The organism is Streptomyces sp. KL109B (genome assembly GCF_030766935.1).
In the GTDB taxonomy this organism is placed as follows: domain Bacteria; phylum Actinomycetota; class Actinomycetes; order Streptomycetales; family Streptomycetaceae; genus Streptomyces.
Genome location: NZ_JASERL010000009.1, coordinates 25,708 through 52,030, shown reverse-complemented (window position 1 = coordinate 52,030; position 26,323 = coordinate 25,708). Strand labels below are relative to the sequence as shown.

The 26,323-nt window shown below is 69.3% G+C and carries 22 protein-coding genes; 7 read left to right on the top strand and 15 right to left on the bottom strand.

Going from position 1 to position 26,323, the window contains the following annotated elements; all coding sequences use genetic code 11:
- Positions 1-2: 2 nt before the first annotated feature.
- Both RBJ65_RS27790 and RBJ65_RS27785 read left to right on the top strand, forming a co-directional pair.
- On the top strand, positions 3-2,474 hold the full coding sequence (locus tag RBJ65_RS27790) for a glycoside hydrolase family 3 N-terminal domain-containing protein (RefSeq protein ID WP_306322122.1): 2,472 nt from the start codon (positions 3-5) through the stop codon (positions 2,472-2,474).
- Positions 2,458-3,582, top strand: a complete 1,125-nt coding sequence (locus RBJ65_RS27785; RefSeq protein WP_306322123.1) for a LacI family DNA-binding transcriptional regulator — start codon at positions 2,458-2,460, stop codon at positions 3,580-3,582. Before RBJ65_RS27790 ends, RBJ65_RS27785 begins: the two co-directional genes overlap by 17 nt.
- A 901-nt stretch (positions 3,583-4,483) precedes the next feature.
- Here RBJ65_RS27785 and RBJ65_RS27780 read toward each other — a convergent pair.
- The 10 genes from RBJ65_RS27780 to iolC form a co-directional block, all read right to left on the bottom strand.
- Positions 4,484-5,422, bottom strand: a complete 939-nt coding sequence (locus RBJ65_RS27780; RefSeq protein ID WP_306322124.1) for a sugar phosphate isomerase/epimerase family protein — start codon at positions 5,420-5,422, stop codon at positions 4,484-4,486.
- A 35-nt stretch (positions 5,423-5,457) separates the two neighbouring features.
- A complete protein-coding gene (locus RBJ65_RS27775) occupies positions 5,458-6,456 on the bottom strand; it encodes a sugar phosphate isomerase/epimerase (protein WP_306322125.1) in 999 nt (332 codons plus the stop codon).
- A 107-nt stretch (positions 6,457-6,563) separates the two neighbouring features.
- Positions 6,564-7,586, bottom strand: a complete 1,023-nt coding sequence (locus tag RBJ65_RS27770) for a Gfo/Idh/MocA family protein (RefSeq protein WP_306322126.1) — start codon at positions 7,584-7,586, stop codon at positions 6,564-6,566.
- Positions 7,587-7,637: 51 nt separating this feature from the next.
- On the bottom strand, positions 7,638-9,062 hold the full coding sequence (locus tag RBJ65_RS27765) for a sugar porter family MFS transporter (RefSeq protein WP_306322127.1): 1,425 nt from the start codon (positions 9,060-9,062) through the stop codon (positions 7,638-7,640).
- Between the two features lie 9 nt (positions 9,063-9,071).
- On the bottom strand, positions 9,072-10,022 hold the full coding sequence (locus RBJ65_RS27760; protein ID WP_306322128.1) for a TIM barrel protein: 951 nt from the start codon (positions 10,020-10,022) through the stop codon (positions 9,072-9,074).
- Positions 10,023-10,053: 31 nt separating this feature from the next.
- Entirely contained in the window at positions 10,054-11,553 is a 1,500-nt protein-coding gene (locus tag RBJ65_RS27755) for a CoA-acylating methylmalonate-semialdehyde dehydrogenase (protein WP_306322129.1), read from the bottom strand.
- 36 nt (positions 11,554-11,589) lie between these two features.
- A complete protein-coding gene (iolD, locus tag RBJ65_RS27750) occupies positions 11,590-13,467 on the bottom strand; it encodes a 3D-(3,5/4)-trihydroxycyclohexane-1,2-dione acylhydrolase (decyclizing) (RefSeq protein WP_306322130.1) in 1,878 nt (625 codons plus the stop codon).
- Complete coding sequence (gene iolB, locus RBJ65_RS27745; protein WP_306322131.1) at positions 13,464-14,351, bottom strand: 5-deoxy-glucuronate isomerase; 888 nt, start codon at positions 14,349-14,351, stop codon at positions 13,464-13,466. Before iolB ends, iolD begins: the two co-directional genes overlap by 4 nt.
- Positions 14,348-15,211, bottom strand: a complete 864-nt coding sequence (locus RBJ65_RS27740; RefSeq protein WP_306322168.1) for an aldolase — start codon at positions 15,209-15,211, stop codon at positions 14,348-14,350. The genes iolB and RBJ65_RS27740 overlap by 4 nt, the downstream gene beginning before the upstream one ends.
- A 46-nt stretch (positions 15,212-15,257) precedes the next feature.
- Positions 15,258-16,226: a 5-dehydro-2-deoxygluconokinase gene (gene iolC / locus RBJ65_RS27735; RefSeq protein ID WP_306322132.1), complete on the bottom strand. Its 969-nt coding sequence runs from the start codon at positions 16,224-16,226 to the stop codon at positions 15,258-15,260.
- Between the two features lie 239 nt (positions 16,227-16,465).
- Between iolC and RBJ65_RS27730 the strand changes: the two genes are divergently transcribed.
- Complete coding sequence (locus tag RBJ65_RS27730) at positions 16,466-17,458, top strand: LacI family DNA-binding transcriptional regulator (protein WP_306322169.1); 993 nt, start codon at positions 16,466-16,468, stop codon at positions 17,456-17,458.
- Positions 17,459-17,506: 48 nt separating this feature from the next.
- Here RBJ65_RS27730 and RBJ65_RS27725 read toward each other — a convergent pair whose 3' ends face one another.
- Positions 17,507-17,635 carry a hypothetical protein gene (locus RBJ65_RS27725; RefSeq protein WP_306322133.1) on the bottom strand — a complete coding sequence of 43 codons (129 nt, stop codon included), beginning with the start codon at positions 17,633-17,635 and terminating at the stop codon, positions 17,507-17,509.
- Positions 17,598-17,792: a fibronectin type III-like domain-contianing protein gene (locus RBJ65_RS42170; RefSeq protein ID WP_372342333.1), complete on the bottom strand. Its 195-nt coding sequence runs from the start codon at positions 17,790-17,792 to the stop codon at positions 17,598-17,600. The genes RBJ65_RS27725 and RBJ65_RS42170 overlap by 38 nt, the downstream gene beginning before the upstream one ends.
- A gap of 496 nt (positions 17,793-18,288) precedes the next feature.
- Between RBJ65_RS42170 and RBJ65_RS27720 the strand changes: the two genes are divergently transcribed.
- Positions 18,289-19,005, top strand: coding sequence for a GntR family transcriptional regulator (locus RBJ65_RS27720; protein WP_306322134.1), 717 nt, complete (start codon positions 18,289-18,291; stop codon positions 19,003-19,005).
- Between the two features lie 60 nt (positions 19,006-19,065).
- On the opposite strand, the gene RBJ65_RS27715 is transcribed toward RBJ65_RS27720, so the two are convergent.
- The 3 genes from RBJ65_RS27715 to RBJ65_RS27705 form a co-directional block, all read right to left on the bottom strand.
- Positions 19,066-20,220 (bottom strand): ABC transporter ATP-binding protein, encoded by a 1,155-nt coding sequence (locus tag RBJ65_RS27715; protein WP_306322135.1) that lies wholly within the window; start codon positions 20,218-20,220, stop codon positions 19,066-19,068.
- Positions 20,221-20,225: 5 nt separating this feature from the next.
- On the bottom strand, positions 20,226-21,914 hold the full coding sequence (locus RBJ65_RS27710; RefSeq protein ID WP_306322136.1) for an iron ABC transporter permease: 1,689 nt from the start codon (positions 21,912-21,914) through the stop codon (positions 20,226-20,228).
- A gap of 123 nt (positions 21,915-22,037) precedes the next feature.
- The gene (locus RBJ65_RS27705) at positions 22,038-23,108 is read right to left on the bottom strand and encodes an ABC transporter substrate-binding protein (protein WP_306322137.1); all 1,071 of its coding nucleotides are present in this window, start codon (positions 23,106-23,108) and stop codon (positions 22,038-22,040) included.
- A 656-nt stretch (positions 23,109-23,764) separates the two neighbouring features.
- Between RBJ65_RS27705 and RBJ65_RS27700 the strand changes: the two genes are divergently transcribed.
- The 3 genes from RBJ65_RS27700 to RBJ65_RS27690 are packed head-to-tail and all read left to right on the top strand — an operon-like array spanning position 23,765 to position 26,320.
- Complete coding sequence (locus RBJ65_RS27700) at positions 23,765-24,328, top strand: hypothetical protein (protein ID WP_306322138.1); 564 nt, start codon at positions 23,765-23,767, stop codon at positions 24,326-24,328.
- Between the two features lie 43 nt (positions 24,329-24,371).
- Positions 24,372-25,238, top strand: coding sequence for an amidohydrolase (locus RBJ65_RS27695; RefSeq protein WP_306322139.1), 867 nt, complete (start codon positions 24,372-24,374; stop codon positions 25,236-25,238).
- An 11-nt stretch (positions 25,239-25,249) separates the two neighbouring features.
- A complete protein-coding gene (locus RBJ65_RS27690) occupies positions 25,250-26,320 on the top strand; it encodes an ABC transporter substrate-binding protein (RefSeq protein ID WP_306322140.1) in 1,071 nt (356 codons plus the stop codon).
- Positions 26,321-26,323: the final 3 nt, after the last annotated feature.

Here is a 26,323-nt window from a genome sequence, read left to right as displayed (position 1 = left end):
GGATGTCCGCGGCTGATCCACTTCAGGAGACGGGGCAGACCCTGCCGCGCTGGCAGGACCCGGAGTTGCCCGTGCCCGAGCGGGTCGACGCTCTGATCGACGAGATGACGGTGGCGGAGAAGGTCGCGCAGCTCGGCAGCCGCTGGCTCGGCAACTTCATGGGGCACGAAACAGGCGACGACGGGGTGGCCGGTGACGAGCGGGCCCGCGACGGAGAAGCCGTTGACGAACGGGCCGAGCGGCCCCAAGTGGCGCCTCTGGAAGCCCTGTTCAAGGACGCGGGGCGCGTTCCGCTCCAGGAGGCGGCGCGGGACGGGCTCGGCCACCTCACGCGGGTGTACGGAAGCCGTCCGGTGCACGTGGAGGAGGGCGCGGCCCTGCTGGTCGCACAGCAGCACACGGTCCTCAAGGGCTCCCGGCTCGGCATCCCGGCCCTGGCCCACGAGGAGTGCCTGACGGGGTTCAACACCTACGGCGCCACCGTCTACCCCGCACCGCTCGCGTGGGCGGCGGCCTTCGACCCGGACCTGGTGCGCCGCGTCGGCGGGGCGATCGGGCGGGACATGCGGGCGCTCGGCGTGCACCAGGGCCTCGCTCCGGTCCTGGACGTGGTACGGGACTACCGGTGGGGCCGGGTCGAGGAGACCATGGGCGAGGACCCCTACCTGGTGTCGACGCTCGGTGCCGCCTACGTCAGCGGCCTGGAGGACGCGGGTGTCATCGCCACCCTGAAGCACTTCGCCGGGTACTCGGCCGCCCGCGGCGCCCGCAACCACGGCCCCGTACCGATGGGCCGGCGCGAACTCATGGATGTCATCCTGCCGCCGTTCGAGACGGCGATCGCGCTGGGCGGGGCCCGTTCCGTGATGAACTCCTACTCCGACATCGACGGCGTCCCGGCCGGCGCCGACCCCTGGCTGCTGACCCAACTGCTGCGCGAGGACTGGGGGTTCGGGGGCACGGTCGTCTCCGACTACGGGTCGCTCGCGTTCCTCGCCGGACTGCACGGGGTCGCGGCCGACTTCGACGAGGCGGGCGCCATGGCCCTCGACGCGGGCATCGACGTGGAGCTTCCGGACACGCTCACCTTCGGCCGGCACCTGGAGGAACGGGTGCGCCGGGGTGAACTTTCGGAGGCGCTGCTCGACCGGGCGGTGCGCCGGCTACTGACCCAGAAGATCGAGTCGGGCCTGCTCGACCCCGGCTGGACGCCCGAGGACTCGGTCGCCTCAGCCGCGACGAGAGACCTGGACTCGCCGGAAAACCGCGACCTGGCACGGGAGCTGGCCGAGCGGTCCGTCGTCCTGCTCGACGAGGGCGGCGCGCTGCCACTCGTCGACACGGCTGCGGGACGTGCGGCGCCGGGCCGCATCGCCGTGGTGGGGCCGTGCGCGGCGGACTCTCGTACGCTCATGGGCTGTTACGCCTTCCCCAACCACGTCCTGCCCCGCCACCCCGGGCTGCCGCTGGGCATCTCGGCGCCGACGGTCGTGGACGCACTGCGCGGTGAACTCCCGGACACCGAGGTCGTCTTCGAACCGGGCTGCGACGTACGTGAGGCGGACCGGTCCGGTTTCGCCGCGGCGGTGGCCGCGGCTCGCGGGGCGGAGCTGTGTGTCGCGGTGGTGGGCGACCGCGCGGGCCTGTTCGGCAACGGCACGTCCGGCGAGGGCTGCGACGTAGAGGACCTGCAACTACCTGGCGTACAGGCCGAGTTGCTCGCGCAGCTGTTCGCCACCGGTACGCCCGTGGTCGTGGTGGTGCTGTCCGGTCGCCCGTACGCGCTGGGCGAGGTGCGTCCCCGGGCGGCCGGGCTCGTCCAGGCGTTCATGCCGGGGCAGGAGGGTGCGGCGGCGATCGCCGGGGTGCTGTCCGGGCGCGTCCAGCCGGCGGGCAGGCTGCCGGTGCAGATTCCGCGCCGCCCCGGCGGCCAGCCCGGCACGTATCTGCAACCGCCCCTGGGCGCGCACACGCAGGGCATCAGCAGCGTCGACCCGACGCCGCTGTTCCCCTTCGGATACGGCAGGTCGTACACCACGTTCGCGATCGGGGACCTGCGCGTGAGCGCGGGCGACATCCCCACCGACGGCGAGTTCACGGTGTCCGTGCGGGTGCGCAACACCGGCGCCCGGCAGGGTCGTGAGGTCGTCCAGCTCTACCTGCGCGACCCCGTCGCCCAAGTGACGCGCCCCGTACGACAGTTGACCGGCTTCCAGCAGGTCGACCTCGCTGCGGGGGCGAGTGCCCGGGTGACCTTCCGGGTGCACGCCGACCGGACCGCGTTCACCGGACGCGATCTCACCCGGATCGTCGAGCCCGGCGAGATCGAGGTGCAGGTCGGCACCTCGTCCCAGGAGCCGATCTGCCGGGCTGCCGTACGATTGACGGGCCCCACCCGGCAGGTCGGACACGACCGGCGGCTCACCACTCCGGTGGACGTAACCCTGGAAGAAACCGATGCCACCGCACGCTAGACGCACCACCCTGGCGACCATCGCCCGCGCGGCGGGCGTCTCCGTCGCGACCGTGTCCAAGGTGGTCAACGACCGCAGCGACGTGGCACCGCAGACCCGCGCCCGGGTGCAGGAGCTGCTGCGCCAACACGACTACCTGGCCCCCGTGTTCCGGCACACCGAGCCCGCGAAGAACCCGACGATCGAGGTGCAGTTCAACGGCGACCTCAAGACGTACTCGGCCGAAGCGCTCGAAGGCATCATCGACGCCGCCGCCGAACTCGGCGCCTCGGTCGTGATCAGCAAGTCGGCGCCGCCCGCCCCGCATTGGGCGCGGGACCTGGTGTCGGCCGGGCGGCGCGCCCTCATCGCGGTCACCAGCATGTACACGGCCGCGCATGTGAAGGAGCTGGCACGGGCCGGACTTCCGCTCGTCGTCCTCGACCCGCTGCACCTGCCGCACAGCAGGATCCACAGCGTCGGGGCGACCAACTTCGCCGGGGGCCTGGCCGCGACCGAGCACCTGATCCGGCTCGGCCACCGCCGCATCGGCTATCTCGGCGGGCCGGCGATGGCCGTCTGCAACCAGGCCCGTATGCACGGCTACCGCGCCGCCCTGGAGGCGGCGGGCGCCCCGACACCCGCCGCGTATGTCCGGCACGGGGCCTTCACCCACCAGGCGGGCCTGCTCGGCGCCGCCGCACTCCTCGGCCTGGACGAACCACCGACGGCGATCTTCACCGGCAACGACGAGATCGCCCTCGGCGCCATCGAGGCCGCCCGCACCCGCGGCCTGCGCATCCCCGAGGAGCTGAGCGTGGTCGGCTTCGACGACACGCTGCTGGCCCGCATGGCATCACCGTCACTGACCACCGTGCACCAGCCGCTGCGCGAGATGGGCGGCGTCGCGCTGCGCACCGCGCTGCGCCTGGCGAACGGCGAGCGGACCGAGTCCCACCACATCGAACTCGCCACGGAACTCGTCGTACGGGCGTCGACCGCGCCACCCGTCGAAGAGGCGCCGGCGCGAACCCGGGCGCGGTCGAGAACAGCACGCATCCGCGAGGTGCCGGCGGCCGACTCCCCCGCTCCATCACCGCGTTGTGATGGCCGCGCCGAGGAGGCGTGAGGCAACTCCACCGGGGCGATCGCCTCGCGCTGTTCGCCCACGGGGATCCAGTGGTCACCCTGCCCTTGCCGAGAACTCACCCGTCCTGGTCGGAGCCGGTGTGCGGAGTCTGAGGCCTGGCAGCCGTGGCTGATGACGCCGGGGCTGTCGCCCTGCGGACGAGCGCCGGGGCATGACGACCCACCGTGCTGCTACGCCGTCCACTCGACGGCGCACGAGTGGCGGTCGCTGTTGCGCACTGTGTCACCAGAACAGGGACCACCAAGCGCGGCTACTCCCGGTTGTTGCTACGTGGTGGTTGCGAGCTGATAGAGCCACGAGAACGAACACTCCGGCGAACCACTGAATGATCACCTGGAGTGGCGTCACCCCAGGGAAGGGCTTGTACCACAGACACGCGCAGCCAACCCCCATCCACAGCGTGGCGACAAGCCACCACATATCCCCCGCTTGGACGACTGGCCCGTGAGCATCACCGCTGAACTCATTACGCGCAGAACGCTGTTCACCCATGATCAGCAACATGCGCCGCCCTAACGGACCATCATCACGGGAGGAAGAGTGTCCCTGCCGGGGCCGTGTCCTGCAGAGTGGCGTAGTGGCGAGGCCGCTTGGCAGCGTTCCTGCTGGTCAACTCCATGTGTAGCGGCCACGATTACATCACTCGGCGGGCACCGTTGGCGAATTCGGGTCCTGGGGGGCCGGGGGGACACGGCCCCTGCTCGGAAAAGTGTCGCAGTTATACGTACAACTGCGACACCTTTCCGCGCCCACACCTCCCCCACCGGGTTCGCCAACAGCGTCCTCGGCGGGACACGACCCGAGCTCGGCATCCATCCCGTCACGTTGTCGAAGTGGTGACGGCACGACACATCATCTCGGCTCCACATCGCAGCCCCACTCAACTGACGGACGAGGCTGCGGGCTGAAGTGGACTCACTGCGGCCCCCCGCGCCCCGGGGCTCTCCAGCACACCAGCGGGAAAGTGCCTGTCGATCAGCGCTGTCGCCTTCTCCCGCTGGCGGATGCTGATCGCTTCGGCGTGCTCTTCCCAGCCGAACACACACGACGAGATCACGCCGTCGAACCCGACAGCGGCGAGCGCGGCGAACACCTCGTCGAAGTCGACCTCGCCACGGCCCAGTTCGGCGTGCTGGTGGACGCGGACGGGCGAGCCGGGCGGGTTGACGATGTAGCGCAGCCCACTGGAGGCGGTGTGGTCGAGGGTGTCGGCGAGGTGCACGTAGGAGACCTTGGCGGCCGCCGCGTTGATGATGCCCGCCGCGTCGTTGCCCTGATGGAAGGTGTGTGGTGTGCAGTAGAGGAAGGAGATCCAGTCCCTGTTGAGCCCGCGCACCATGTTCACCGCGGCGTGGCCGTCCTCGATGAAGTCGTCGGGGTGGGGTTCGAGGACGAGCTTGACGCCCTCGCGCTCGAACACCGGGATGAGTTCGTCCATCGAGCGCAGGAACTGGCTCTCGGCGAACTCGGCTCCCTCGGGGCGGCCGTTGAACTCGGAGTTCATCGTGTCGACGCCGAGGTCGACACTGATCTGGATCGCTCGCTTCCAGGCGCGTACGGCGGCCTGCCGCTCCTCCTCGCCGGGGCCCGACCAGCGCAGGACCGGAAGGACCGAGGCGATGCCCACCCCGGCGTCGGCGGCGCGCTTGCGCAGTGTGGCCACCGTGGCGTCGTCGGCGCGGGGGTGGCTGAAGAACGGGATGAAGTCGGCCTTGGGCGACAGCTCCATCCAGGAGTAGCCCATGCGCGCGACGACGTCGGGCAGTTCGAGCACCGAGTGCGTCGAGTAGAACATCTGGGGGTCGAGGGCGAGCTTCACTGGTGTCCTCCGTCGAATTGCGGGCGGGTGGTGGGTCACAGGGCCGATGCGGCACCGCGCAGGTTCTTGGCCGCCAGGGCGAGGCCCTCGGTCCGGGAGTACGCGGCGTCCTCGTGCTCGATGTTCACCGCCATGTCCGGGTTCACCTCGGCGAGCGCGCGCAGGTACTCGGTCCAGTAGGCGATATCATGGCCGAGGCCGACGGCGACGAACTTCCAGGCCGGGTTCTCGGGCCAGGCGTTGCACCAGAAGCCGGGCCCCGTCGGCACCTTCCCTTCGGCGTCGGCGGGCACCCGCGTGAAGGACGTGTCGAGTACGCCGCGGACGTCGACGCCCGGACAGAGCGTGGCGTCCTTCGCCGCGGCGTGGAACACCAGCGGTCCCAGCCACTTGATGCAGGCGACGATGTCCATGCCCTGCCACATCAGATGCGAAGGGTCCATCTCCGCCCCGATGTTGGTCGCGCCCGTCGCGTCGACGAGGCGCTTGAGGGTGACCGGGGAGAACACCACGTTGTGCGGGTGCATCTCGATGGCGACCCGGACATTGTTCTCGCGGGCGAGGGCGTCGATCTCCTTCCAGAAGTCGACGGCTACGCCCCATTGGTAGTCGAGGACGTCCATGTAGACGCCGTCCCACGGGTTCACGACCCATGAGGGGTACTTGGCGTCGGGATCCGATCCCGGGGTGCCGGACATGGTCACGACGTGCCTGACCCCGAGCAGTCCGGCGAGACGGATGGTGCGGCGCAGGTCGTCGGCGTGCTGCACGCCCACCCCCGGCAGTGGGTTGAGTGGGTTGCCGTTGCAGTTGAGTCCGGTCAGTTCCATGCCGCGGTCGGCGAATGTGGCGAGGTACTCCTCGCGTGCGGCGGACGAGGAGAGCAACTGGTCGACGGGGCAGTGCGGGGCGGGGATGAAGCCGCCGGTGTTGACCTCGACGGAGGTCAGGCCGTTGGCCTTCAGGATGTCCAGGGCCTCGGAGAGCGGCCGGTCATGCAGGCAGGCCGTGTAGGCGCCCAGCTTCAAAGCCATGATGCGTACCTTGGGGAGGAGTCTTGGGGGGGGCTTGGGGGGGGTCTTGGGTGCGAGTGGTCAGGCGGTGGGCGCAGCCGCGGCGGCACCGTCGTCTGAGGGTGTCGTCACCGGGCGCTGCGGGGCGCGTAGAAGGCCGGTCGGTCCTTCATGGCGGTGTTGACGACCTGGCCTGTCTCCAGGGCCTGGGCGGTCGCGCTGGTGATGACCGTCGCGGCGTAGCCGTCCCAGGCGGAGGGTCCGGTGGGTTCCTGGCCGGCGGCGATGTCCTCGATCCACTCCCGGAACTCGGTGTCGAAGGCGGCTTCGAAGCGGCCCACCCAGTCGGTGAGCACCTCGGTGCTGTGCGCCGCCGCGGTGCGGACGCCGACGGCCGACGGGTCGGGCAGCCGTACGAGTCCTTCCTCGCCGACCGTCTCGCACTGGATGTCGTAGCCGTACTGGCAGTTGACGAAGACCTCCAGGTCGATACGGACGCCGTTCGCGGTCTCGAAGAGCATGATCTGCGGGTCCTTGAGGTGCGCAAAACGCTTGCTCGTCGGACGCGGGGTGATCACCTGGGTGGAGACGATCTCGTCGTCGAGGAGCCAGCGCAGCACGTCGATCTCGTGCACGGCGGTGTCGAGGGCGGCCATGTCGGAGGTGTAGGACTCCGGGACGGACGCGTTGCGGTGGGCGCAGTGCACGATCAGCGGGGTGCCGATGCGGCCCGCGTCGATGACGTCCTTCATCTGCCGGTAACCCTGGTCGAAGCGGCGCATGAAGCCGACCTGGACGAGTCGGCTGCCGTGCGCCTGCTCCGCCTCGACGATCTTCAGGCAGTCCTCGGGAGTGGTGGCGAGGGGCTTCTCGCAGAACACGGGCTTGCCCGCCGCGATGGCGTTCAGCACATGCTCGGCGTGGGTGGGGCCCCAGGACGTGACGAGTACGGCGTCGACGTCGTCGGAGGCGATCAGCGTGGCACCGTCGGGGTGCACCCGTGCGCCGACGGGCTTGGCCGCCTGGGCCGCGCGCTCCGCGTCGATGTCGGTCACGGCGGTGATCCGGGCCCCGGTGACGACGTGGGTGAGGCGGCGGATGTGCTCCTGGCCGATCCAGCCGGCGCCGATCACACCTATGCGTACGGTCATGGTTCTGCCTTTCACGATGTGCCCTCAACGGGCCTGCGGGGGGTGGGGAGTTCAGGAGAAGCGGGTGCGCAGTTCCGCTTCGAGGGTTTCGAGCGTGCGGCCCTTGGTCTCGGGGACGTACCGCTTGATGAAGGCCAGGGCGCAGAGGCCCGCCGCCACGAACAGGAAGAAGGTGGCGGAGATGCCGATGCCGGAGACCAGCGAGGGAAACAGCAGGCCGACGCAGAAGTTCGTCAGCCACAGCACCACCGCCGCGATGCCCATCCCGAAGGCGCGCATCCTGCTCGGGAAGATCTCCGAGAGCATCAGCCAGGTCACCGGCGAGACCGCGCCCTGCTGGAACGCGAGGAAGGTGACCGTCATGGCGAGGACGGCGAAGGCGCGTCCGGGGCCCTGCGGCAGCGTCAGGGAGCAGACGCCGATCAGCAGCAGGGCCGCCGTGGTGCCGCACACGCCGGTCATCAGCATCGGGCGGCGCGGCACCCGGCCGAGCAGCCAGATGCCGAGGAACGTCGCGGCGACGGAGATCACGCCGTTGGCGATGTTCGCGGTCAGTGCGCTGTCGGAGGCGAGGCCCGAGTCGGTGAGGATCTGGGTGCCGTAATACATGATCGTGTTGACGCCGGTGACCTGCTGCACGATCGCGATGCCGAAGCCGACCAGCATCAGTTTGCGCAGCCAGGGCGTGGCGCGCATGTCCCGCCAGCCGCCGAGCTTCTCCTGTTCGTCGCGGACGGCGAGCGCGGAGACCTCGGACAGCTCGGCCTTCGCCCGCGCCTCCTCCCGGACCTGTCGCAGCACGGTGAGGGCCTCGGAGAAGCGGCTCTGCGAGGCGAGCCACCGTGGGCTCTCGGGCATCACCAGCATGCCGAACCAGAGCACGACGGCGGGCAGCGTCGCGATCACCAGCATGTAGCGCCACACACCTCCGGACTCGCCGCCGACGCGCGCGATGACGGCGTTGCTGGTGAAGGCGAGCAACTGGCCGCTCACGATCATGAGTTCGTTCCGGGTGACGAGGGCGCCGCGCCGTTCGGCGGGAGAGATCTCCGCCAGGTAGACGGGCACCGTCACCGACGCGCCGCCGACCGCTAGTCCGAGGATGAATCGCGCCGCGATGAGTGTCTCGGTGGTCGGCGCGAGGGTGCCGCCGAGCGCGCCGAGGAAGAACACGACGGCGAGGGTCAGGATCGTGCGCCGTCGGCCCCGGCCGTCCGAGAGCCGTCCCCCGATGACCGCGCCGAACGCGGCGCCGAGCAGCAGCGAGCTGGTGACCATGCCCTCGGTCACCGGGGTGAGTCCGAGGTCCTCGGTCATGTACGGCAGCGCGCCGTTGATGACGCCGGTGTCGTAGCCGAACAGGAGGCCGCCGAAGGTGGCGACGAGGGTGATGAGCCGCAGCCGCTTGGCGACGGCCGGGGGCGGTACGTTCGCGGGCTCGGGTGCTGCCGTGGTCGCGTCGTCCTTGACGTCCATGGCAGCCTCCTACCGGGTGTGGAGCGGGCGTCGGGTTCCGGTCAGTCCGCAGTCGGCCAGGTGCTCGCGCGTGCGGACGGCGATCGGCAGCGGCACGTCGGGGGCGCACGGGTACAGGTCCTGCTCGACGACGACGAACAACTCCGCGTCCAGGGAGGCGAGTTCGGTGACCACGTCGGCCGGGTTCGGCACACCGGCGGGCGGCGCCACGCACACCCCGCGCTTGACGGCCTCGCCGAACGACAGCCCCTCCGCGGCTACTTGGGCGAGCACGTCCGGGTCCATCTGCTTGATGTGGACGTAGCCGACGCGCTCACCGAACCGGCGGATCAGGTCGAGGTTGTCGCCGCCGCCGTACGCGACGTGCCCGGTGTCCAGGCACAGGTTCGTGTAACGGGAGTCCGACTCGTTCAGCAGCCGCTCGATCTCTGGTTGCGTCTGGATGTGGCTGTCGGCGTGCGGGTGCAGGACGAGCCGGATGTCGTAATCGTCCAGCAGCAGCTTGCCGAGCCTGTCGGCGGCCTTGCCGAAGCCGGCCCACTGTGCGGCACTCAGCTCGGGCGACTCGGTGAAGTCGCCGGTCTTCTCGTCCCGGTACATGGGCGGGATGAGCACCAGGTGGTGTGCCCCGGCAGCGGCGGTCAGCGTGGCGACCTGCCGTACGTGGGTGAGCATGTCGTCCCATGCCTCGGGACGGTGCAGCGCGCCGAACGCGGTGCCGCCGGACACCTTGAGGCCGCGCACGGCCAACTCCTCGGCGAGGACGGCCGGTTCGGTGGGCAGATAGCCGTACGGGCCGAGTTCGAGCCATTCGTATCCGGCCTGCGCCAGCTCGTCGAGGAACCGCGTGTAGGGGACCTGGTGCTCGTCCTGGGGGAACCAGATGCCCCAGGAGTCCGGGGCGGAGCCGAGACAGAGGTTGCCGACAGTGGTACGCAGAGGGGTGGGCGCCGTTGCCATGGTCGATTCCTTCACGTGCGGGGGACGGTGGTCAGCTGGAGGTGGGGAAGGTGAAGCCGGCGGCGACATGCTGGGCGGGCCGGGGCCACCGGGTGGTGACGACCTTGGGGCGGGTGTAGAAGCGGACACCTTCGTGGCCGTGGACGGGCGAGTCGCCGATGAGGGAGTCCTTCCAGCCGCCGAAGGAGTAGTACGACATCGGGACCGGGACCGGCACGTTGACACCGATCATGCCGACGCGGATGGTGCGCTCGAACCGGCGGGCGGCCTCGCCTGAGTCGGTGAACAGGGCGGTGCCGTTGCCGTAGGGGTTGGCGTTGATCAGTTCGATGGCCTCGTCGAGGGTGTCGACGCGGACCACGGCGAGGACCGGGCCGAACAGTTCGTTCTTGTAGGCGTCCATCTCGACAGTGACGTGGTCCAGGAGGGAAGGACCGGTGAAGAAGCCGTCCTCATACCCGTCGACCTTCAGTCCCCGGCCATCGACGACGACGGTGGCCCCCTGCCCGGCGGCGGTGCCGACGGCGTTCTCGACGCGCTCCCGCGCGGCCTGCGTGACCAGCGGGCCCATCTCCGTGTCGGCCGCGTCGCCGGGGCCGACCTTCACCTCGCGGGCCTTGCGGGCCAGGACCTCGACGAGGCCGTCGGCGGCGTCGCCCACGGCGACCGCGACGGAGACGGCCATGCAGCGTTCGCCGGCGGAGCCGTAGGCGCCTGCGGTGATGTGGTTGGCGGCGAATTCCAGGTCCGCGTCCGGGAGGACGACGGCGTGGTTCTTGGCCCCGCCGAGTGCCTGGACGCGCTTGCCGTTCGATGTGCCCTGCGCGTGCACGTACTTGGCGATCGGGGTGGAGCCGACGAAGGAGACCGCCTCGATGCCGGGGTGGGTCAGGATCGTGTCGACCGCGTCCTTGCCGCCGTGCACGACGTTGAAGACACCGTCGGGCAGCCCCGCCTTCCGGTACAGCTCGGCGACGAAGTTGGCGGCCGACGGATCGCGCTCGCTGGGCTTGAGGATGAAGGTGTTGCCGGTCGCGATGGCGATGGGGTGCATCCACAGCGGGACCATGGCGGGGAAGTTGAACGGGGTGATGCCGGCGACGACACCGAGCGGCTGGCGGAAGTCGCGCACGTCCACGCCGCGCGAGACCTGGTCGGAGAACGACCCCTTGAGGACGTCGCCGAGCCCGCAGGCGAACTCGACGACCTCACGGCCGCGGGTGATCTCGCCGCGCGCGTCGTCGACGGTCTTGCCGTGCTCGGCGGAGATGATCCGGCCCAGTTCCTCCTCGTGCTCCACCAGCAACTGCCGCAAGTTGAACATGACTTGGGTGCGCTGCGTGAGCGAGGACTCCGACCATGTCTCGAAGGCGGCGGACGCGGCGCCGACCGCCCGGTCCACTGCGGCGCCGTCGCCGAGGGTGACTCGCGCGCGCTCCTGGCCGGTGGCCGGGTTGAAGACGGGCGCCGTGGTGTCGGATGCGCCGACGGGGTACGGGGCGCCGTTGATCCAGTGCGGGACGGTGTTCATGAGGGGATTCCTTTGCGCGTGGTGCTGCGGGCGGTACTACAGGTAGTGGCGCTGGTTGCGTTTGTGCGCGGCGTACGTCTCGTGCGCGGACCGGGTGGTGTCGAGGGCGGAGACCTCGCTGACCGGGACGTCCCACCAGCCGTGGGCGGGAGGGTTGGGCCCGTACAGGTCGGTTTCGACGTGCACGACGGTGGTGCGTTCGGCGGCCTTCGCCTTGCCCATCGCGGTACGGAACTCGTCGACGGTGGTGGCGTGCAGGACGTCCGCACCCAGCGAGGCGGCGTTCGCGGCCAGATCGACGGGCAGGACGTCGCCGTCGAGCTGCCTCGATGTGCCGTTGCGGTAGCGGTACTTGGTGCCGAAGCGCTGCGAGCCCAGCGATTCGGACAGCGCGCCGATGGAGGCGAAGCCGTGGTTCTGGACGAGGACGATGATGACCTTGAGGCCCTCGGAGACCATGGTGACGATCTCCTGAGCCATCATCAGGTACGAGCCGTCCCCGACCAGGACGACGACCTCCCGGCTCGGGTCGGCCATCTTGGCGCCGACACCGGCGGCGACCTCGTAGCCCATGCAGGAGTACGCGTACTCGACGTGGTAGGCCTTCGGGTCCCGGGCCCGCCACAGCTGCTGCAGGTCACCAGGCATCGAACCGGCCGCGTTGATGACCACGGCACGGTCGTCGAGGGACTCGTTCAGGGCGCCGAGGATCTCCGTCTGCGCGGGCAGGGGTTCCTGGCCCACGGTGAAGCAGTTGTTCTCTATCTCGCGTGTCCGGGCGATGAGTTGGCGGGTGTGAACCCGGTACTCCGGTGACACCTGCCAGTCGGAGAGCGCGGCGGCCAGGGCTTCGATCCCGAGACGGGCGTCGGCCACCAGCGGTTCGGCCGAGTGCTTCACGGCGTCCAGTCGGGCCACGTTCAGGTTGACGAAGGTGACGTCCGGGTCGGCGAAGACGGTGTGGCTCGCGGTGGTGAAGTCGGAGTAGCGGGTGCCGATGCCGAGCACCACATCCGCGGTCCTCGCCAGCTCGTTGGCCGCGTACGCGCCGGTGGAGCCGATGCCGCCGACCGCGCACGGGTGGTCCCAGGGCACGGCGCCCTTGCCCGCGTGGGTGTCGGCGACCGGGATGCCGGTGGTTTCGGCGAACGCCCGCAGCGCTGTCTCGGCGCCGGAGTAGACGGCGCCGCCACCGGCCACGATCAGGGGCCGCTTCGCCGTCTTCAGCAGCGCTGCCGCCCGTTCGACGGCGGTGGGCTCCGGCAGCGGGCGACCGATGTGCCACACCCTGTGCCGGAAGAACGCGAGAGGCCAGTCGTGCGCCTCGGCCTGCACGTCCTGGGGCAGCGCGAGGGTGACCGCGCCCGTTTCGACCGGGTCGGTGAGCACCCGCATCGCCGCGAGTGCCGCCGGGATCAGCTGCTCGGGCCGGGTGATCCGGTCGAAGTACTTCGACACCGCCCGGAACGAGTCGTTGACCGTGACGTCGCCGCCGCGGGTGTCCTCCAGCTGTTGCAGCACCGGGTCGGCGGCCCGCGTGGCAAACATGTCGGAGGGCAGCAGCAGCACCGGGACGCGGTTCGTGGTCGCAAGCGCCGCACCGGTGATCATGTTCGTGGAGCCGGGCCCTGTCGAGGCGCTGCACGCGAACGCGGAGAGCCGGTCCCGCATCTTCGCGAAAGCGACGGCGGCGTGCACCATGCCCTGCTCGTTGCGGGCCAGGTAGTAGGGAAGGTCGGCCTCCCCGGTCACCGAAGCCTGCAGCAGGGCCTGCCCGATGCCGGCCACGTTGCCGTGCCCGAAGATGCCCCAGGCGCCGGGGATCAGGCGCTGTTCCTGCCCGTCGCGTTCGCTGTACTGGTTGGCCAGGAACCGCACCAGGGCCTGCGCGGTGGTCAGTCGTACCGTGTTCATCGTTCCGTGTCCCCTCCGAAGGGAAGCCGGTCGTCCACGTCCTGGGAGGCCCAGGTGGTGCGGACCCAGCCATGGGCGGGGTCGTCACAGATCAGCCAGGCACGGTCCTGTCCCGGGCCCGCCATGACGTTGAGGTAGTACAGGTCGTAGCCGGGCGCGGCGATCGACGGACCGTGCCAGCCGTGCGGGATCAGCACCGTGTCCCCGGACCGCACCTCGGCCAGCACGTCCAGCGGCCGGTCCTCGGTGCCGTAGACCCGCTGATAGGCGAAGGCGTCGGCACCGCCGGAGAGCTGGAAGTAGTAGATCTCCTCAAGCTGCGACTCCTGGCCAGGGCGGGCCTCGTCGTGCTTGTGCGGCGGGTACGAGGACCAGTTGCCGCCCGGTGTGAGGACTTCGCACACCAGCAGTTGATCCGCCTCGAACGTGCCCGGCAGGCAGTAGTTGTTGACCTGCCGCGAGCACGCCCCCGCACCACGCAGCTCCACCGGCACGTCTTCCTTGCGCCCGTACCTGGCGGGCAGGGCACGCTCCGTGCGCGCCGAGGGGAGCGCGAAACGGCCACCGGCCGCGCTCGTGACCGTGACCTCGCTCGCACGCGGCACGTACGCGAAGTCGGTGGCGGCCGCGAACACGCCACTACGGCCTGCGAGTTCGAAGGTCTCGTCCGCCACACCGACCGTGACGGCTCCCTCCAGAGGGAGGACGAGGAACTCGGCGTCGCCGGTGCGGAAGGTGTGCGCCTCGCCGGGTGACAAGGTGAGTACCTTGAGACCGGAGTGGCCCCAGCCAGCCGACTCGGGAGTCACCTCCAGCTCGTACTCCCCCGTGGCCGACGTCCCCTTGGGGAGGTGGTACTTGGCGGTGTCGATGTGTGTGCTCACAGCAGGCCCACCGCCCGGTCCACGGCACCGGCCACATCGCCGTCCGAGGGGTACAGCAGCGAGCGGCCCACGGTCAGCCCCTGCGCGGTCGGCAGCTTCAGCGCCCGCCCCCACGACGCGAACGCCGCCTCGGGGTCCTTGACCTCGCCGCCCAGCAGCACGGCGGGCATCGTCGAGGCGGCCAGCACGCGCTCCATGTCCTCAACCACCGGCAGCTTGAGCCACGTGTACGCGCTACGACGCCCCAGGCCCGACGCGATGGTGACCGACTTGATGACGGCCTCGGTGGACAGGTCGTTGCGGATCCGCCCGTCCTCCTGCCAGGACGACAGGAACGGCTCGACCATCGCGATCAGCTGCCGGTCGTTCAGCTCGTCCACCGCACGTGCCGTGTTCTCCAGGACGGACGGGGTCGCCGCGTCACCCAGGGCGATCCGCGTGAGCATCTTGCCGCCGTCGAAGCCCATCGCGGCGATGGTCTGCGCGTCGTACCCGGTGAACCGGTCGTCGATCTCGAACACCGACCCGGCGAGACCGGCACGGTTCATCGAACCGAACACGCTCTTGCCGTCCAGCACACCGAGCAGCAGCAGGTCCTCCAGAACGTCGGCGGTCGCCAACACGCCTGTCACACCGGGGCGTTGAAGTGCGATGCACATCCGCTCCAGCAGCTCGAACCGGTCGGCCATCGCCTGCGGGTCGTCGCCCACCGCGTTGGCGCCGCGCGCCGGATGGTCCGCCGCAATGATCATTACCTTGCCGTGCTCGCCGAACGGCGAGGTGGCCTTCACCCGCCGCGCGGCGGCCGCCGCGATCGCGCCGGGGTCGTTCACCCGGGCGCCGACGACCCGGTCGACGATGCCGGCCCTGTCGAGAGACGACTCAACAGGCGGTTCCAGAAACGGTTCAGGAGACGGCACTGTGCACCTCGTTCAGCTTGTTCTCGACCTCGGACTCGACCGGCATCGCATCGGAGCAGGCGAGCCGGCCCGCCACGATCGCCCCTGCCGCGTTGGCGAACGACACCGTGCGCTCAGTGGTCCACCCGGAGAGCAGCCCGTGGCACAGGGCCCCGCCGAACGCGTCGCCCGCGCCGAGCCCGTTGACCACGTCCACCGGCACCGGCGGCACCTCCACGACGCCGTCCCGGTCCATGGCCAGGACACCCTTCGGACCCTGCTTGACCACGGCCAGCTCAACTCCGGCCGCCAGTAGGGCCTTTGCCGCGGCGTACGGCTCCCGCTCCCCGGTCGCCACCTCGCACTCGTCGAGATTGCCGACCGCCACGGTCGCGTGGGCGAGCGCCTCGGCGTAGTGGGAGCGGGCCTGGGCGGCGTCACTCCCGGCCGCGCCGTTCCAGAACATCGGCCGCCAGTCCAGGTCGAAGACCGTCACTCCGGACTTCGCGCGGTGTTCGAGCGCCGCCAGCGTGGCCGACCGGCTCGGTTCCTCGCTCAGCCCGGTCCCCGTCATCCAGAACACGGCCGCCTCGCGCACCGCGTCCAGATCCAGGTCCTCCGGCCGGATGTCCAGGTCCGGAGCCTTGGGCTCGCGGTAGAAGTACAGCGGGAAGTCGTCCGGCGGAAAGATCTCGCAGAACGTCACCGGAGTGGGCGCGACGTCCGACGTACCGACGAACGACACGTCCACGCCGTACCCGTCCAGCGCCGCCCGCACGAAGCCACCGAAGGGGTCTCGGCCCGTCTTCGTGATGACAGCGGCGCTGCGGCCGTAGCGCGCCGCGGCCACCGCCACGTTGGTCGGGCTGCCACCCAGGTATTTGCCGAACGAAGAGACCTCCGCCAGGCCGACACCCGTCTGGTGGGGATACACATCCACGCCTACACGGCCCATGGTCAGCACTTCGAACGACATCACGCGGGGGTCCCTTCACTCAGGACAGAGAAGCGGCACAAGAAAGCAGGACAAGAACAGGACCAGAAGCAGCCACGGGAAAGATTCGCGACTGGCGCGCTCTACTAGCGCGCTCTAGTGCGAGTACGATGACTCCAGTTCAAATGTCATGTCAATAGGTTGTTGCCGCGAGATTTCGTGGGGCCTTGGCGAGAGGCGTGGAGTCACAGGTGAGCGCAACGGGCAAGCAACGCCCCACGATGGCGGACGTCGCCGAGAAGGCCGGGGTGTCGCGGGCACTGGTTTCGATCGTCTTCCGTAACCAGCCCGGCGCAGGTCAGGACACCCGCGACCGTGTTCTGCGGGTCGCCGAGGAGATCGGATACCGGCCCGACAACGCGGCGCGACTCCTGGCCCGCGGCCGCAGCCGCACCCTCGGGGTCCTGTTCACCGTCCACCAGCCGTTCCAGGCCGACCTCGTCGAGGGCATCTACCCGGAGGCCGAGCGGCTCGGCTACGAGGTGCTGCTCTCCGCCACCGCGCCGGGCCGTGAGGAGGCGCAGGCGGTCGAGGCGCTGCTCGCCCACCGCTGCGAAGCCGTGATCCTGCTCGGGCCGAACGCGGGACAGGACCAGCTGGAGGCGCTCGGCCGGCGCACGGTCGCCGTCTCCGTGGGCCGCCGGGTGCGCGACGCACGCCTCGACAACGTCTGCACCGCCGACAACAAGGGCGTGCGACAGGCCATGGACCACCTCGTCGAACTCGGCCACCGCCGCATCGTCCACATCGACGGCGGCCGCGACCCCGGCTCGGCGGAGCGCCGCCGCGCGTACCGCGCCGCGATGCGCCGACACGGGCTCGACTCTGAGACGCGCGTGATGCCCGGCAGCCACACCGAGGAAGCCGGAATCGAGGCGGGCCGCCTCCTGGTGGCGGAACACAAGACGGGCGTGCCGCTGCCGACAGCGGTCTTCGCCTCCAACGACCGTTGCGCGATGGGCCTGTTGATGGCTTTCGGCCGCGCCGGCATCGACGTACCCGGTGACGTGTCCGTCATCGGCTACGACGACAGCCACCTCTCGCACCTCATGCCCGTCGCACTGACCACGGTCCGCCAGGACGCCGTCCTCATGGCCGAACAGGCGGTCCGCTTCGCCGTGGAACGCCTGGAGAACGAGGCGCTCGACCCCAGAGAGGCGGTCATCGACCCCAAGCTCGTCGTACGCGACACCACCAGGCCACCCACCGAATGAGAGGCCGTTCCCGGCCTCGTGGCGAAGTGTGTCCGCCGAGTACCCCGATCACCGCCGGGGCGGCAGCCCGAACGCCCAGCCGTCGAGGATGTGCAGCCGGTCCGTGGACACGCAGTAGGACGCCGATGAGTTCGGCGTCCTACTGCGGCTCAGCACCCAGCAGCGACCCACGGCCATGAGGGACATGCCGCGCGTCGCCCGGAACGCGCCTACTCCCCCGGCTCCAGCACGCCGTCGACCCGCGGGCGACCCGGATGTCCCGGCGCCCCGGGCGGATCCGCCAGTCACCCGACCTCTCGTCCCACCACGAGAACGCCCGCCGGTCCAGCGCCATGGCGGCCTCTCGCTCGAGCGTCGTGTCGAGCACGAGGTCGAAGGATCGCTGACTGCGCTCCTGCTTCGGCGCACGGATCCCACCGGAGTCGCTCTTCTGCCTCTGCGCACTGACCATTGCGCAATCACGTTCGGCCATCCCGTCCCGGACACCGCGCTCGATGCATGGGGACAGGGGCGTAGCGCCAGGTATCCGGCCTCTGTGGTCACAGGAAAGCAACGCCGGACACACCGAGTGCCGAAACAAGCTGCGCCTTGAGCTGACGCCTCCCCCCGTTGAACGCCGCGTCCCCCAGGAGGTCCGAACCAGAATTGTGCAACAATCATCAGGATTCACGGTCGGCACGCAGGGCCCCAGGGGCGAAATATTCGGCGAACGGTCGGACCGCTTTCGTGTCCGGGGTTCGACCGGACCGCTCATGCTGTTGTACAACTTCAACCAGGACTCGGCCATCAATATGTGTGCCTGAATACGGGCCACCCTGGAGGACACCACCATGGCACTAGCTGCGGGTACGGACCCGGGCAACGAGAGCGGTTCGGATTCGGGTGCCAGCCGGTCCCTGCAGGCGTACAACGACCTGCGTGCGCTGCTCATGTCCGGTCACTACAAACCGGACTCACGACTCACCGAATCCGATCTCACGGCACGCCTCGGCGTCTCCCGAGGCACGCTGCGTTCGGTGCTCGCGCGGCTCGCGCAGGAGGGGTACGTCACCGCCGAGGCACATCGCAGCGCGCGCACCCGCTCGTTCTCCGTGGAGGAGGCGCTCGAGATCCTGGAGACCCGCGAGGTCCTGGAGTCCGCGCTGGCGGCGAGTGCCGCCCTGCGGGCCACCGACGACGACATCGCCGCCATGACCGAGACCTGCAAGCGGATGTGGGAGCACCAGGTGCCGGGCGGGCGCGAGGAGTACTGGAAGCTCAATCGCAGGTTCCACGAACAGATTCGGCAGGCTGCGCGGCAGGCCACGCTCTCGCGGTTCGTCGACAGCCTGCTGTACCCGCTCGTCATGCAGCAGTACCGCGACGCGGAGCGCAAGAACCCACGCACCGACTCGGTGCGGGAGCACGAGGCGATCCTCGCCACGATCGTCACCCGCAACCCGGAGGCCGCCTCGGCGGCGATGCGACACCATCTGTCGGCGGCCCGGCGTGCGCTGCAACTGCACATCGAGACGTCGACCGAGTCATCGGCGTCCGCCTCCCGCTGATACTCCCGGCCTCCCCGGCGGGCACCGCGCGCCACCTCGGTGCCCGCCGGCAAGGGGCGGTCAACTCGCCAGGTAGCTCGTCGCGTTGGGGTCGAACCGGATCACGACGTCGTCGCCGGGACGACTGCCGAGTCCGGCTCGTGCGAATGCGGTGATCGACACATCCGCGGCGCGTACGACGAGTTCGAGTCGGTCCCCGAGGAACTCCGAGGACTCCACCCTGGCGAGGAACTCGTCGTCCCCGAGCGCCGGCGCCTCTCCCCCGGCGGTGGCCCGCACCTCGATGTTCTCCGGTCGCACGCACGCGAATCCCCCGCTGCCCGTACGGCGGTCCCCGTCGCCGGACGAGCGCAGGCACAGCACCGGGCCGACCTCGGTCTTGGCGATGACACCTCCCTCGGAGCGCGGTGACACGTCCTGTACGGGGAGCAGGTTGGCGCTGCCGATGAAATCGGCGACGAAGGACGAGCTGGGGTGGTCGTAGAGACGTTCCGGGCGGTCGATCTGCTCGACGTGCCCCTGGTTCATCACGACCACCGTGTCCGAGAGCGCCAGGGCCTCGCCCTGGTCATGGGTCACGTACAGCGCGGTGACGCCGAACTGCTCCTGGAAGGAGCGCAGTTCCTGGCGGAGCTTGGAGCGCAGTTTCGCGTCGAGGTTCGACAGCGGCTCGTCGAGCAGCAGCACCTCGGGGTCGCCGAGCAGGGCGCGGGCGAAGGCGAGGCGCTGCTGCTGTCCTCCGCTCAACTGGGTCGCCCAGCGGTCCGCCATGGGGGCGAGACCCACCTGGTCCAGCATGTCCATGGCCCGCTTGCGGATGTCCTGGCCGCGGCGGCGGTTGCGGCCGTGGCGCATCGGGAAGGCCGCGTTGTCGAGGACGGTCATGTGCGGCCAGATGCCGTAGGACTGCGGCACCATCGCGATCGGCCGGTCCTCGGGGCGGACGTCGCGCTTCTGCGGTACGTCGAACACGACCTGGCCGGCCATCTCGATGCGGCCGCCGGTGGCCCGCTCAAGTCCCGCCACACACCGCAGTGTTGTGGTCTTGCCGCAGCCGCTGGGGCCGAGCAGGGTGACGAACTGGCCCTTCGGAACGTCGAAGGAGACACCGTCGACCGCGTAGCTGGTCTCGCCGCCGGAGGCCCGCTCGTAGGACTTGCACAGCTCCGTGATGACGATCGAGTTCACGGGGTTGTCGTTCATCGTTTCCACCATCTCTCTCATGCCTCCTTCACCGTGCTGCGCCTGTTGACCAGCCACACGGCCGCGGTCGAGATCACTACGAGCACCACGGCCAGTGCGCTCGCCGTCGGGTTGTCGACGCTGGAGGTGAACGTGTCCCACAGGACGACCACCAGGGTGCGGTTGTCCGAACTGGTCAGCAGCAGCGCGATCGGGAGCTCACCCAGAGCGTGCGCGAAGACCCACAGCCAGGTCTTCCACAGTGTCGGCCGCAGCAGCGGCAGCAGCACGGTCCGTGTCACGGTGAACGGGCTCGCTCCGGTGACACGGGCCGCTTCGATCAGTCCGTCGTCCAGCTGCAACAGTGCCGTCTGCACCATGCGCGATCCCCGGGGGAGGAATCGGGTCACGAGTGCCACGACGATGATCCATACGGTGCCGTAGATGGGGATGGGCACGAACAGGTAGAGGAAGAGGACGGCGGCGCCGAGGACGACGCTGGGGATGCCGAAGACCGCGAACTGCGTCTCGAACAGCAGGGTGCTGCCGGGGAATTGGCGTCGCGCGGCCGCAACCGCGATCCACACCGACATCGCCGTGGTGACCGTCGCGGTGACCAGTACCACCTCTGCCGTGTTCAGAAGGATCTTCCCGATGTCAGGGATGTCCAGCAGATGGCTGTAGTTGGCGAAGGTCATCGACTCGAATCCCGACCAGGTGATGGGTCGGGTGTACGGCGAGAAGCTCGTCCACAGCAGCGCCAGGATGGGCAGCACGATACCGATGAACATGTAGACGCACACGAGGACGAACACCGGGATCCGCCAGCGCCCGAGTCCGACGCGGGTCTGCCGGTATCCCTTGCCGACCACGACGCGGAAGCGGTGTGTGTCGCGCACGCGCCGCCGGTACACGAAGAGCAGCACGAGCGACACGGCGAGGATGAGAACACCGTACGTACACGCCTGGCCGTAGTTGGGGATGCCGCCGGGCGGCTGCAGCGAGTACTGGATGAGACTGCTGAACACGAAGATCTTGTCCGGCAGTCCGAGGAGCGCCGGAATCGCGAAGCCTTCGAGCGCCACCACGATGAGCAGAATCCCGGCGGCCGACACGGCCGGGGCCACGAGCGGCAGCACGATCAGGCGCAGTCGGCGCCGCAGGGGCGCACCCACAGCGGCGGCGGCCTCTTCAAGCTCGGGGTTGAGGCGTGCGAAGGCCGGCGCGATCATCAGGTACATACTGGGCACCCCGAAGATGCCCATCACCAGGATCATCCCCGGTATGGAATAGATGTCGATCTGCACACCGATGAGTTTGCGGATGATGATGGCCAGTGGGCCGTTGGCCGGGTTGGCCACCAGCGCCCAGGCGATCGCCATCACGGTGACCGGAACCGCCATCGGTGCCAGCGCCAGCGGGCTCAGGAAGCGGCGACCAGGAATGTCCGTGCGCTCGAAGAGGTAGGCGAGCGACAGGCTGAGCACCAGGGCGACGAGGAGTGAACCGACCACGTACAGAACGGTGTTGAGTGTCACCGACCCGAGTCGGCTGGACTCGAAGACGTACTGGTAATTGTCGAGCGAAAAGCCGGGGACCTCGAAGGGGAGGTCGATGGTGGACGGTTTCAGGCTGCTGTAGATCAGGATCGCCAGGGGGAACAGGACGAGATATCCCACCAGGACGACCATGGCCAGGTTCAGCAGCATGCCCGCTGCCGATGACACCTTCGCGGCTCGTGATTCGGGACGGACCTCCGGGCCCGTGGGAGCTTCCGCAGGCGGCGTATCTGGTACTTCTTCGGTTTTCAGGGCCATCGCGGACCTCCGATTCTGGACGTGATCATGCACCTAGCCCACATCTGTCCCGAATTCCTTCTCCACCTTCGGATAGAACTCGGAGAGCTTGTTGTACTTCTGGAGGGTCGTGGTGCCGTACCACTTCAAGTCCGCCTTGCACAGCGCCTGAAGGACGGCGGTGTCGCCCGGGTCCGAGCAGTCGGTGTTCACCGGAATCCGGGAGTTGTAGCTCTTCGCGAGCAGTTTCTGGGCCGCGTCGGACGACAGGAACGAGGTGAGGAGCGCCGCGGCGGCCGGGTGCGGGGCTCCCTTCGGGACGTAGAGGTACGACTCACTGGCGCTGGTCGGCGAGATGGGGGCGATGGCGACGGGGGCGCCCTTGCTCTTCGCGGCGAGCACGAGGCTGGCCAGGCTGGTGCCGATGCTCACCTCGCCCGTCTCGATGGGCGATTCGGCCTGGGTGACGTTCGGCGAGTAGTGCGGCTTCAGCGCCGCGAACTTCTGGGACCAGGCGAGCGCCTTCTTCTCCCCCATCGAGTCGTCGAGGTCCCACACGGACATGAACGAGGCGCGTGACTCGGCCGAGATCTCGCCGCCGGACCACCGTGGGTCCAGCAGGTCGTCCCAACTCTTCGGCACGTCGGAGGGTTTGACCTTCTCGGTGTTGTACGCCCACACCTTGGGGGTGGCCCACACGTAGACGAAGTTCTTGGCGAAGACGTTCTTCGCGTCGATGCCGTACTTCGTCCAGTCGACGTCGCCGGCGAGTCCGACCGCGGGAGTCATGGTGAGTCCGCCGGCGTTCGCCACGTCGATGGACACCTTCTTGGCGGCCTGCTCCAGTCTGAGCCGGCTCACCTGGTCAGGCGCCTTGATATTGGTGTACTTGACCTTGATGCCGGGGTACCGCTTCTCGAACAGCTCGATGGCGGGCTGCATCTGCGCTTCTGGATTCCACGAGGCCCACTCGACCTCGCCCTCCTGCTTGGCCTGCTTGACCAGGGCAGCCCTCGACGAGGGGAGTTCGGCACTCTCGGCCGTGGTCCCGCAGCCGGTCGCGGCGGCCGTCAGCAGCAGCGTGAGCGCCACGGCCGCCACCCGGCCCTTCCCGTGGTGGCTCATCGTCATCCCCTCCTCAGGGGTGGGCACCCAACGTCCCGCTGGGCACCTGTCGTTGTGCGCACTGAGCAGCCCGCCGCTCGGGGGGGGGCTTGGATTCGTTGCGGCCGAGTGCGCCGAGGGCGACTCACCTCGTCGGCGTCCGGGGTGTGCGACGAACGCCACCGAAAGGCCACGCCCGGGACAGGGCGGGGAACGGCGCTGGGGAGACTGGCCAGACAGCCACACGCGGCTCAAGCGCTTTGTTAAACAAAATGGACCGTAGCACCGGCTCCGCGCGCCGTGAACCCTGCCACAGCAAAATCCCGCACGCTCGGCCTTTGCACCCACCTTCGGAGCGAGCCCGAGGCCCCTCACCAGGTACCAAACCCGCCTCATTGTTAGACAATGAGGCGGTGCAGGTGTCACCTCGGCCGTCCGCGACCACCGCCGGTCCCACCCACGCGAGCACTCGCACACATGACACGGCCCGACATCACCGGATGCCACGGATTGTTTGACGATTCTCATCCGGCAGCCTTGTCCAGCGACCAAAACCGCTGTTAGCTTCCCAGCATTGTGCAACAAACAAGCTCGACGAGGGGAACCAGCATGAGGAGTCAACTCCACTGTCACCCACGAGACTTCAGGCCTCGGCGCAGCCCCGGTCAGCACGCCCGATGACCCGCCTGACCGTGGCACTGCGCCGCTACCCGCACACCGAGCCACTGCTGGACGGCACCGTCCGGATCCCGGGCTGCACACTCGACCTCCCCGAGGTCGAACCGATCCACCGGGCGTTCGCTCCGATGGTCCGCGAGCAGCGCTACGACGTCTCCGAACTGGCCGTCGCCACCCTGCTGCAGGCGGTCGAGGCCGGTGTGCCGATCGCCGCCCTGCCCGTGGTGCTGCACGGCAACTTCCACCACCGCTCGATCTCCGTATGGGGCGGCGAGGGCCGGCTGCGACCCCAGGACCTGCGCGGAAAGCGCGTAGGTGTGCGGGCCTACAGTCAGACGACAGGCCTGTGGGTACGGGGCGTGCTCAGAGACACCTACGGTGTGCGGTCCGAGGACGTGACATGGGTGACCACGGAGGGCGCACATGTCGACGGCGCGCCCGAGCCACCCAACGTGGAGCGCACCACCGTGAAACTGGTGGACGCGCTGCGCCGGGGAGATGTCTCCGCCGTGGTCATGGGGGCCCGCTCCGCCGACTTCGACCGCCACGTGGGCCGGGTCTGACCCGCCCCGCGCGGCACACTTCCGCACCCGCTGAGGAGCATTGATGCACTATTTCGACACCCACACCCATGCCATGTCGAGCGACACGGACGCCTACCCGGTGGCACCGCTCGGCGGAACACGGTCGCAGTGGTCGCAGTCCCGCCCCGTTGATGTCTCCGGCCTGATCCGTCACCTCGACGAGGCAGGCGTGGAACGCGCCGCCCTCGTCCACGCGTCGACGGTCTACGGTTTCGACAACCGGTACGCTGCCGACGCCCTGGCCAGGCACCCCGACCGTCTGGTGGGGGTGTGCGCGGTCGACTTCCTGTCCGACTCGGCGGTGCCGGACCTCCAGCACTGGATCGAGGAGCGCGGATTCAGCGGCGTCCGCATCCGGGTGTCCGACGGCACCACGAAGGTACCCACACCGGGCTCCGGGATCTCGGACGAACGCATGGGCGCCGTATGGGACTACGTGGAGAGCCGCGGTGTGCCGGTGTGCGTCCAGATGCACTCCAAGGACGCCGGCAAGCTCGCCCAGGTCCTCGACACCCGTCCGACGTTGACCGTGCTGCTCGACCACGCCGGGCGGCCCGACGCCAGTGGCGGGGCCGACTATCCGCGGCTCGCCGAACTCGGGCAGCTCGCGCGGTTCCCCGGCGTCCATCTCAAGATCACGCCCCCGGCCCTGAACCGCCTGGGCGGCGACCCGGAGGTCGACGTGCCCGAGGTGCTGCGCCGTCTCGCCGCCGCCTTCGGCACCGACCGTCTCATGTGGGGGTCGAACTTCCCGGCGTCCGAGGGCACTCTGCGAGAGCTGCGCGACTGGATCGAGGGCCACTTGTCCTGGATGGCACCGGACGAGCTCGCGAAGGTACTGGGTGGCAATGCCGCCCGCGTCTTCAACGCGTCCGCGGTCACCCGATGAGGCCGCCAGGGATGCGTGGACATCGCCGGCGCCGCACCTTCGCCGCGGGCACCGTCCTGGTCGCCGCGGCCTGCATGACCGGCTGCGGCGCGAAGGTGGAGGGCGCTGATCTCCCGAAGTCGATGACCGCGCTGGTGAAGCAGGCCGGGCGGGAGGGCGAGGTCGAGTGGTCGGCGCCCAAGCCGCAGGCGCAGATGCAGCCCGCGATCGACCTGTTCGAGAAGAAGTACCCCGGCATCAAGGTCAAGTACACCAACACCAAGGCCCCCGACCAGGTCAGCCAGCTCAGGATGGAGCAGGCCGCGGGGAAGGTCTCGGTCGACGTGGCCAACGCCGGCGGACTCACCGTCGGCCCGTCCGCCGACATGGCCGACGACATCGACTGGTCGCGGTACGGCATCGGCAAGGAGAACATCCTCGACAAGGGGCTCGTCTACATCTGGGCGGTCCCGAAGGTGTGGGCGTACAACACCGACAAGGTCAAGCCGGCCGACGTGCCGAGGACCTGGGACGACCTGCTCGACCCGCGCTGGTCCGGCGGCAAGGTGTCGGCCGAGTCACGTGCCTCGTTCCTGACCGCCTGGGACCTGGACCCGGACCTGGGCCAGACGAAGGCACTTGAGTGGGCGAAGAAGTTCGCCGCCCAGAAACCGCACTACGCACCGAACACCACGCAGACCGAGGCACCCGTCGAGTCGGGCGAGGTGAGCATCGGCACCAGCCTCATCAACCTCGTGCTGGAGGCGAAGAAGAAGGGCGCGCCCGTCGAGGTGGCACCGCTCTCCCCCACCAACGCCAACGAGTCGTACCTGTACGTCCCCAAGGGCGCCGAACACCCGGCTGCCGCCGCTCTGTTGACCTCGTTCCTCTCTTCCGACACGGCGCAGCAGGCCCTCGCGAAGACGTACAACTCACGGATCCCGGCGAAGACGGACTGCTCGAACCCGGACGCCACCCCGGTCCTCGCGGCGATCTGCAAGGCCGGGCTCACGTGGTACCCGACCGCGACGCTCGACGAGTACAACCGCCTGACCTCCTTCTTCCCCAAGGGGGAGAAGTCGCTGGGCACGGACATCGGTTGACCG

Excerpts from the sequence above, each read along its gene's own strand:
- RBJ65_RS27790 (WP_306322122.1), top strand. The coding sequence starts at position 3 with ATGTCCGCGGCTGATCCACTTCAGGAGACGGGGCAGACCCTGCCGCGC.
- RBJ65_RS27785 (WP_306322123.1), top strand. The coding sequence starts at position 2,458 with ATGCCACCGCACGCTAGACGCACCACCCTGGCGACCATCGCCCGCGCG.
- RBJ65_RS27775 (WP_306322125.1), bottom strand. The coding sequence starts at position 6,456 with ATGGCTTTGAAGCTGGGCGCCTACACGGCCTGCCTGCATGACCGGCCG.
- RBJ65_RS27770 (WP_306322126.1), bottom strand. The coding sequence starts at position 7,586 with ATGACCGTACGCATAGGTGTGATCGGCGCCGGCTGGATCGGCCAGGAG.
- RBJ65_RS27765 (WP_306322127.1), bottom strand. The coding sequence starts at position 9,062 with ATGGACGTCAAGGACGACGCGACCACGGCAGCACCCGAGCCCGCGAAC.
- RBJ65_RS27760 (WP_306322128.1), bottom strand. The coding sequence starts at position 10,022 with ATGGCAACGGCGCCCACCCCTCTGCGTACCACTGTCGGCAACCTCTGT.
- RBJ65_RS27755 (WP_306322129.1), bottom strand. The coding sequence starts at position 11,553 with ATGAACACCGTCCCGCACTGGATCAACGGCGCCCCGTACCCCGTCGGC.
- iolD (WP_306322130.1), bottom strand. The coding sequence starts at position 13,467 with ATGAACACGGTACGACTGACCACCGCGCAGGCCCTGGTGCGGTTCCTG.
- iolC (WP_306322132.1), bottom strand. The coding sequence starts at position 16,226 with ATGTCGTTCGAAGTGCTGACCATGGGCCGTGTAGGCGTGGATGTGTAT.
- RBJ65_RS27730 (WP_306322169.1), top strand. The coding sequence starts at position 16,466 with ATGGCGGACGTCGCCGAGAAGGCCGGGGTGTCGCGGGCACTGGTTTCG.
- RBJ65_RS27725 (WP_306322133.1), bottom strand. The coding sequence starts at position 17,635 with ATGGCCGTGGGTCGCTGCTGGGTGCTGAGCCGCAGTAGGACGCCGAAC.
- RBJ65_RS42170 (WP_372342333.1), bottom strand. The coding sequence starts at position 17,792 with ATGGCGCTGGACCGGCGGGCGTTCTCGTGGTGGGACGAGAGGTCGGGT.
- RBJ65_RS27720 (WP_306322134.1), top strand. The coding sequence starts at position 18,289 with ATGGCACTAGCTGCGGGTACGGACCCGGGCAACGAGAGCGGTTCGGAT.
- RBJ65_RS27715 (WP_306322135.1), bottom strand. The coding sequence starts at position 20,220 with ATGGTGGAAACGATGAACGACAACCCCGTGAACTCGATCGTCATCACG.
- RBJ65_RS27705 (WP_306322137.1), bottom strand. The coding sequence starts at position 23,108 with ATGAGCCACCACGGGAAGGGCCGGGTGGCGGCCGTGGCGCTCACGCTG.
- RBJ65_RS27700 (WP_306322138.1), top strand. The coding sequence starts at position 23,765 with ATGACCCGCCTGACCGTGGCACTGCGCCGCTACCCGCACACCGAGCCA.
- RBJ65_RS27695 (WP_306322139.1), top strand. The coding sequence starts at position 24,372 with ATGCACTATTTCGACACCCACACCCATGCCATGTCGAGCGACACGGAC.
- RBJ65_RS27690 (WP_306322140.1), top strand. The coding sequence starts at position 25,250 with ATGCGTGGACATCGCCGGCGCCGCACCTTCGCCGCGGGCACCGTCCTG.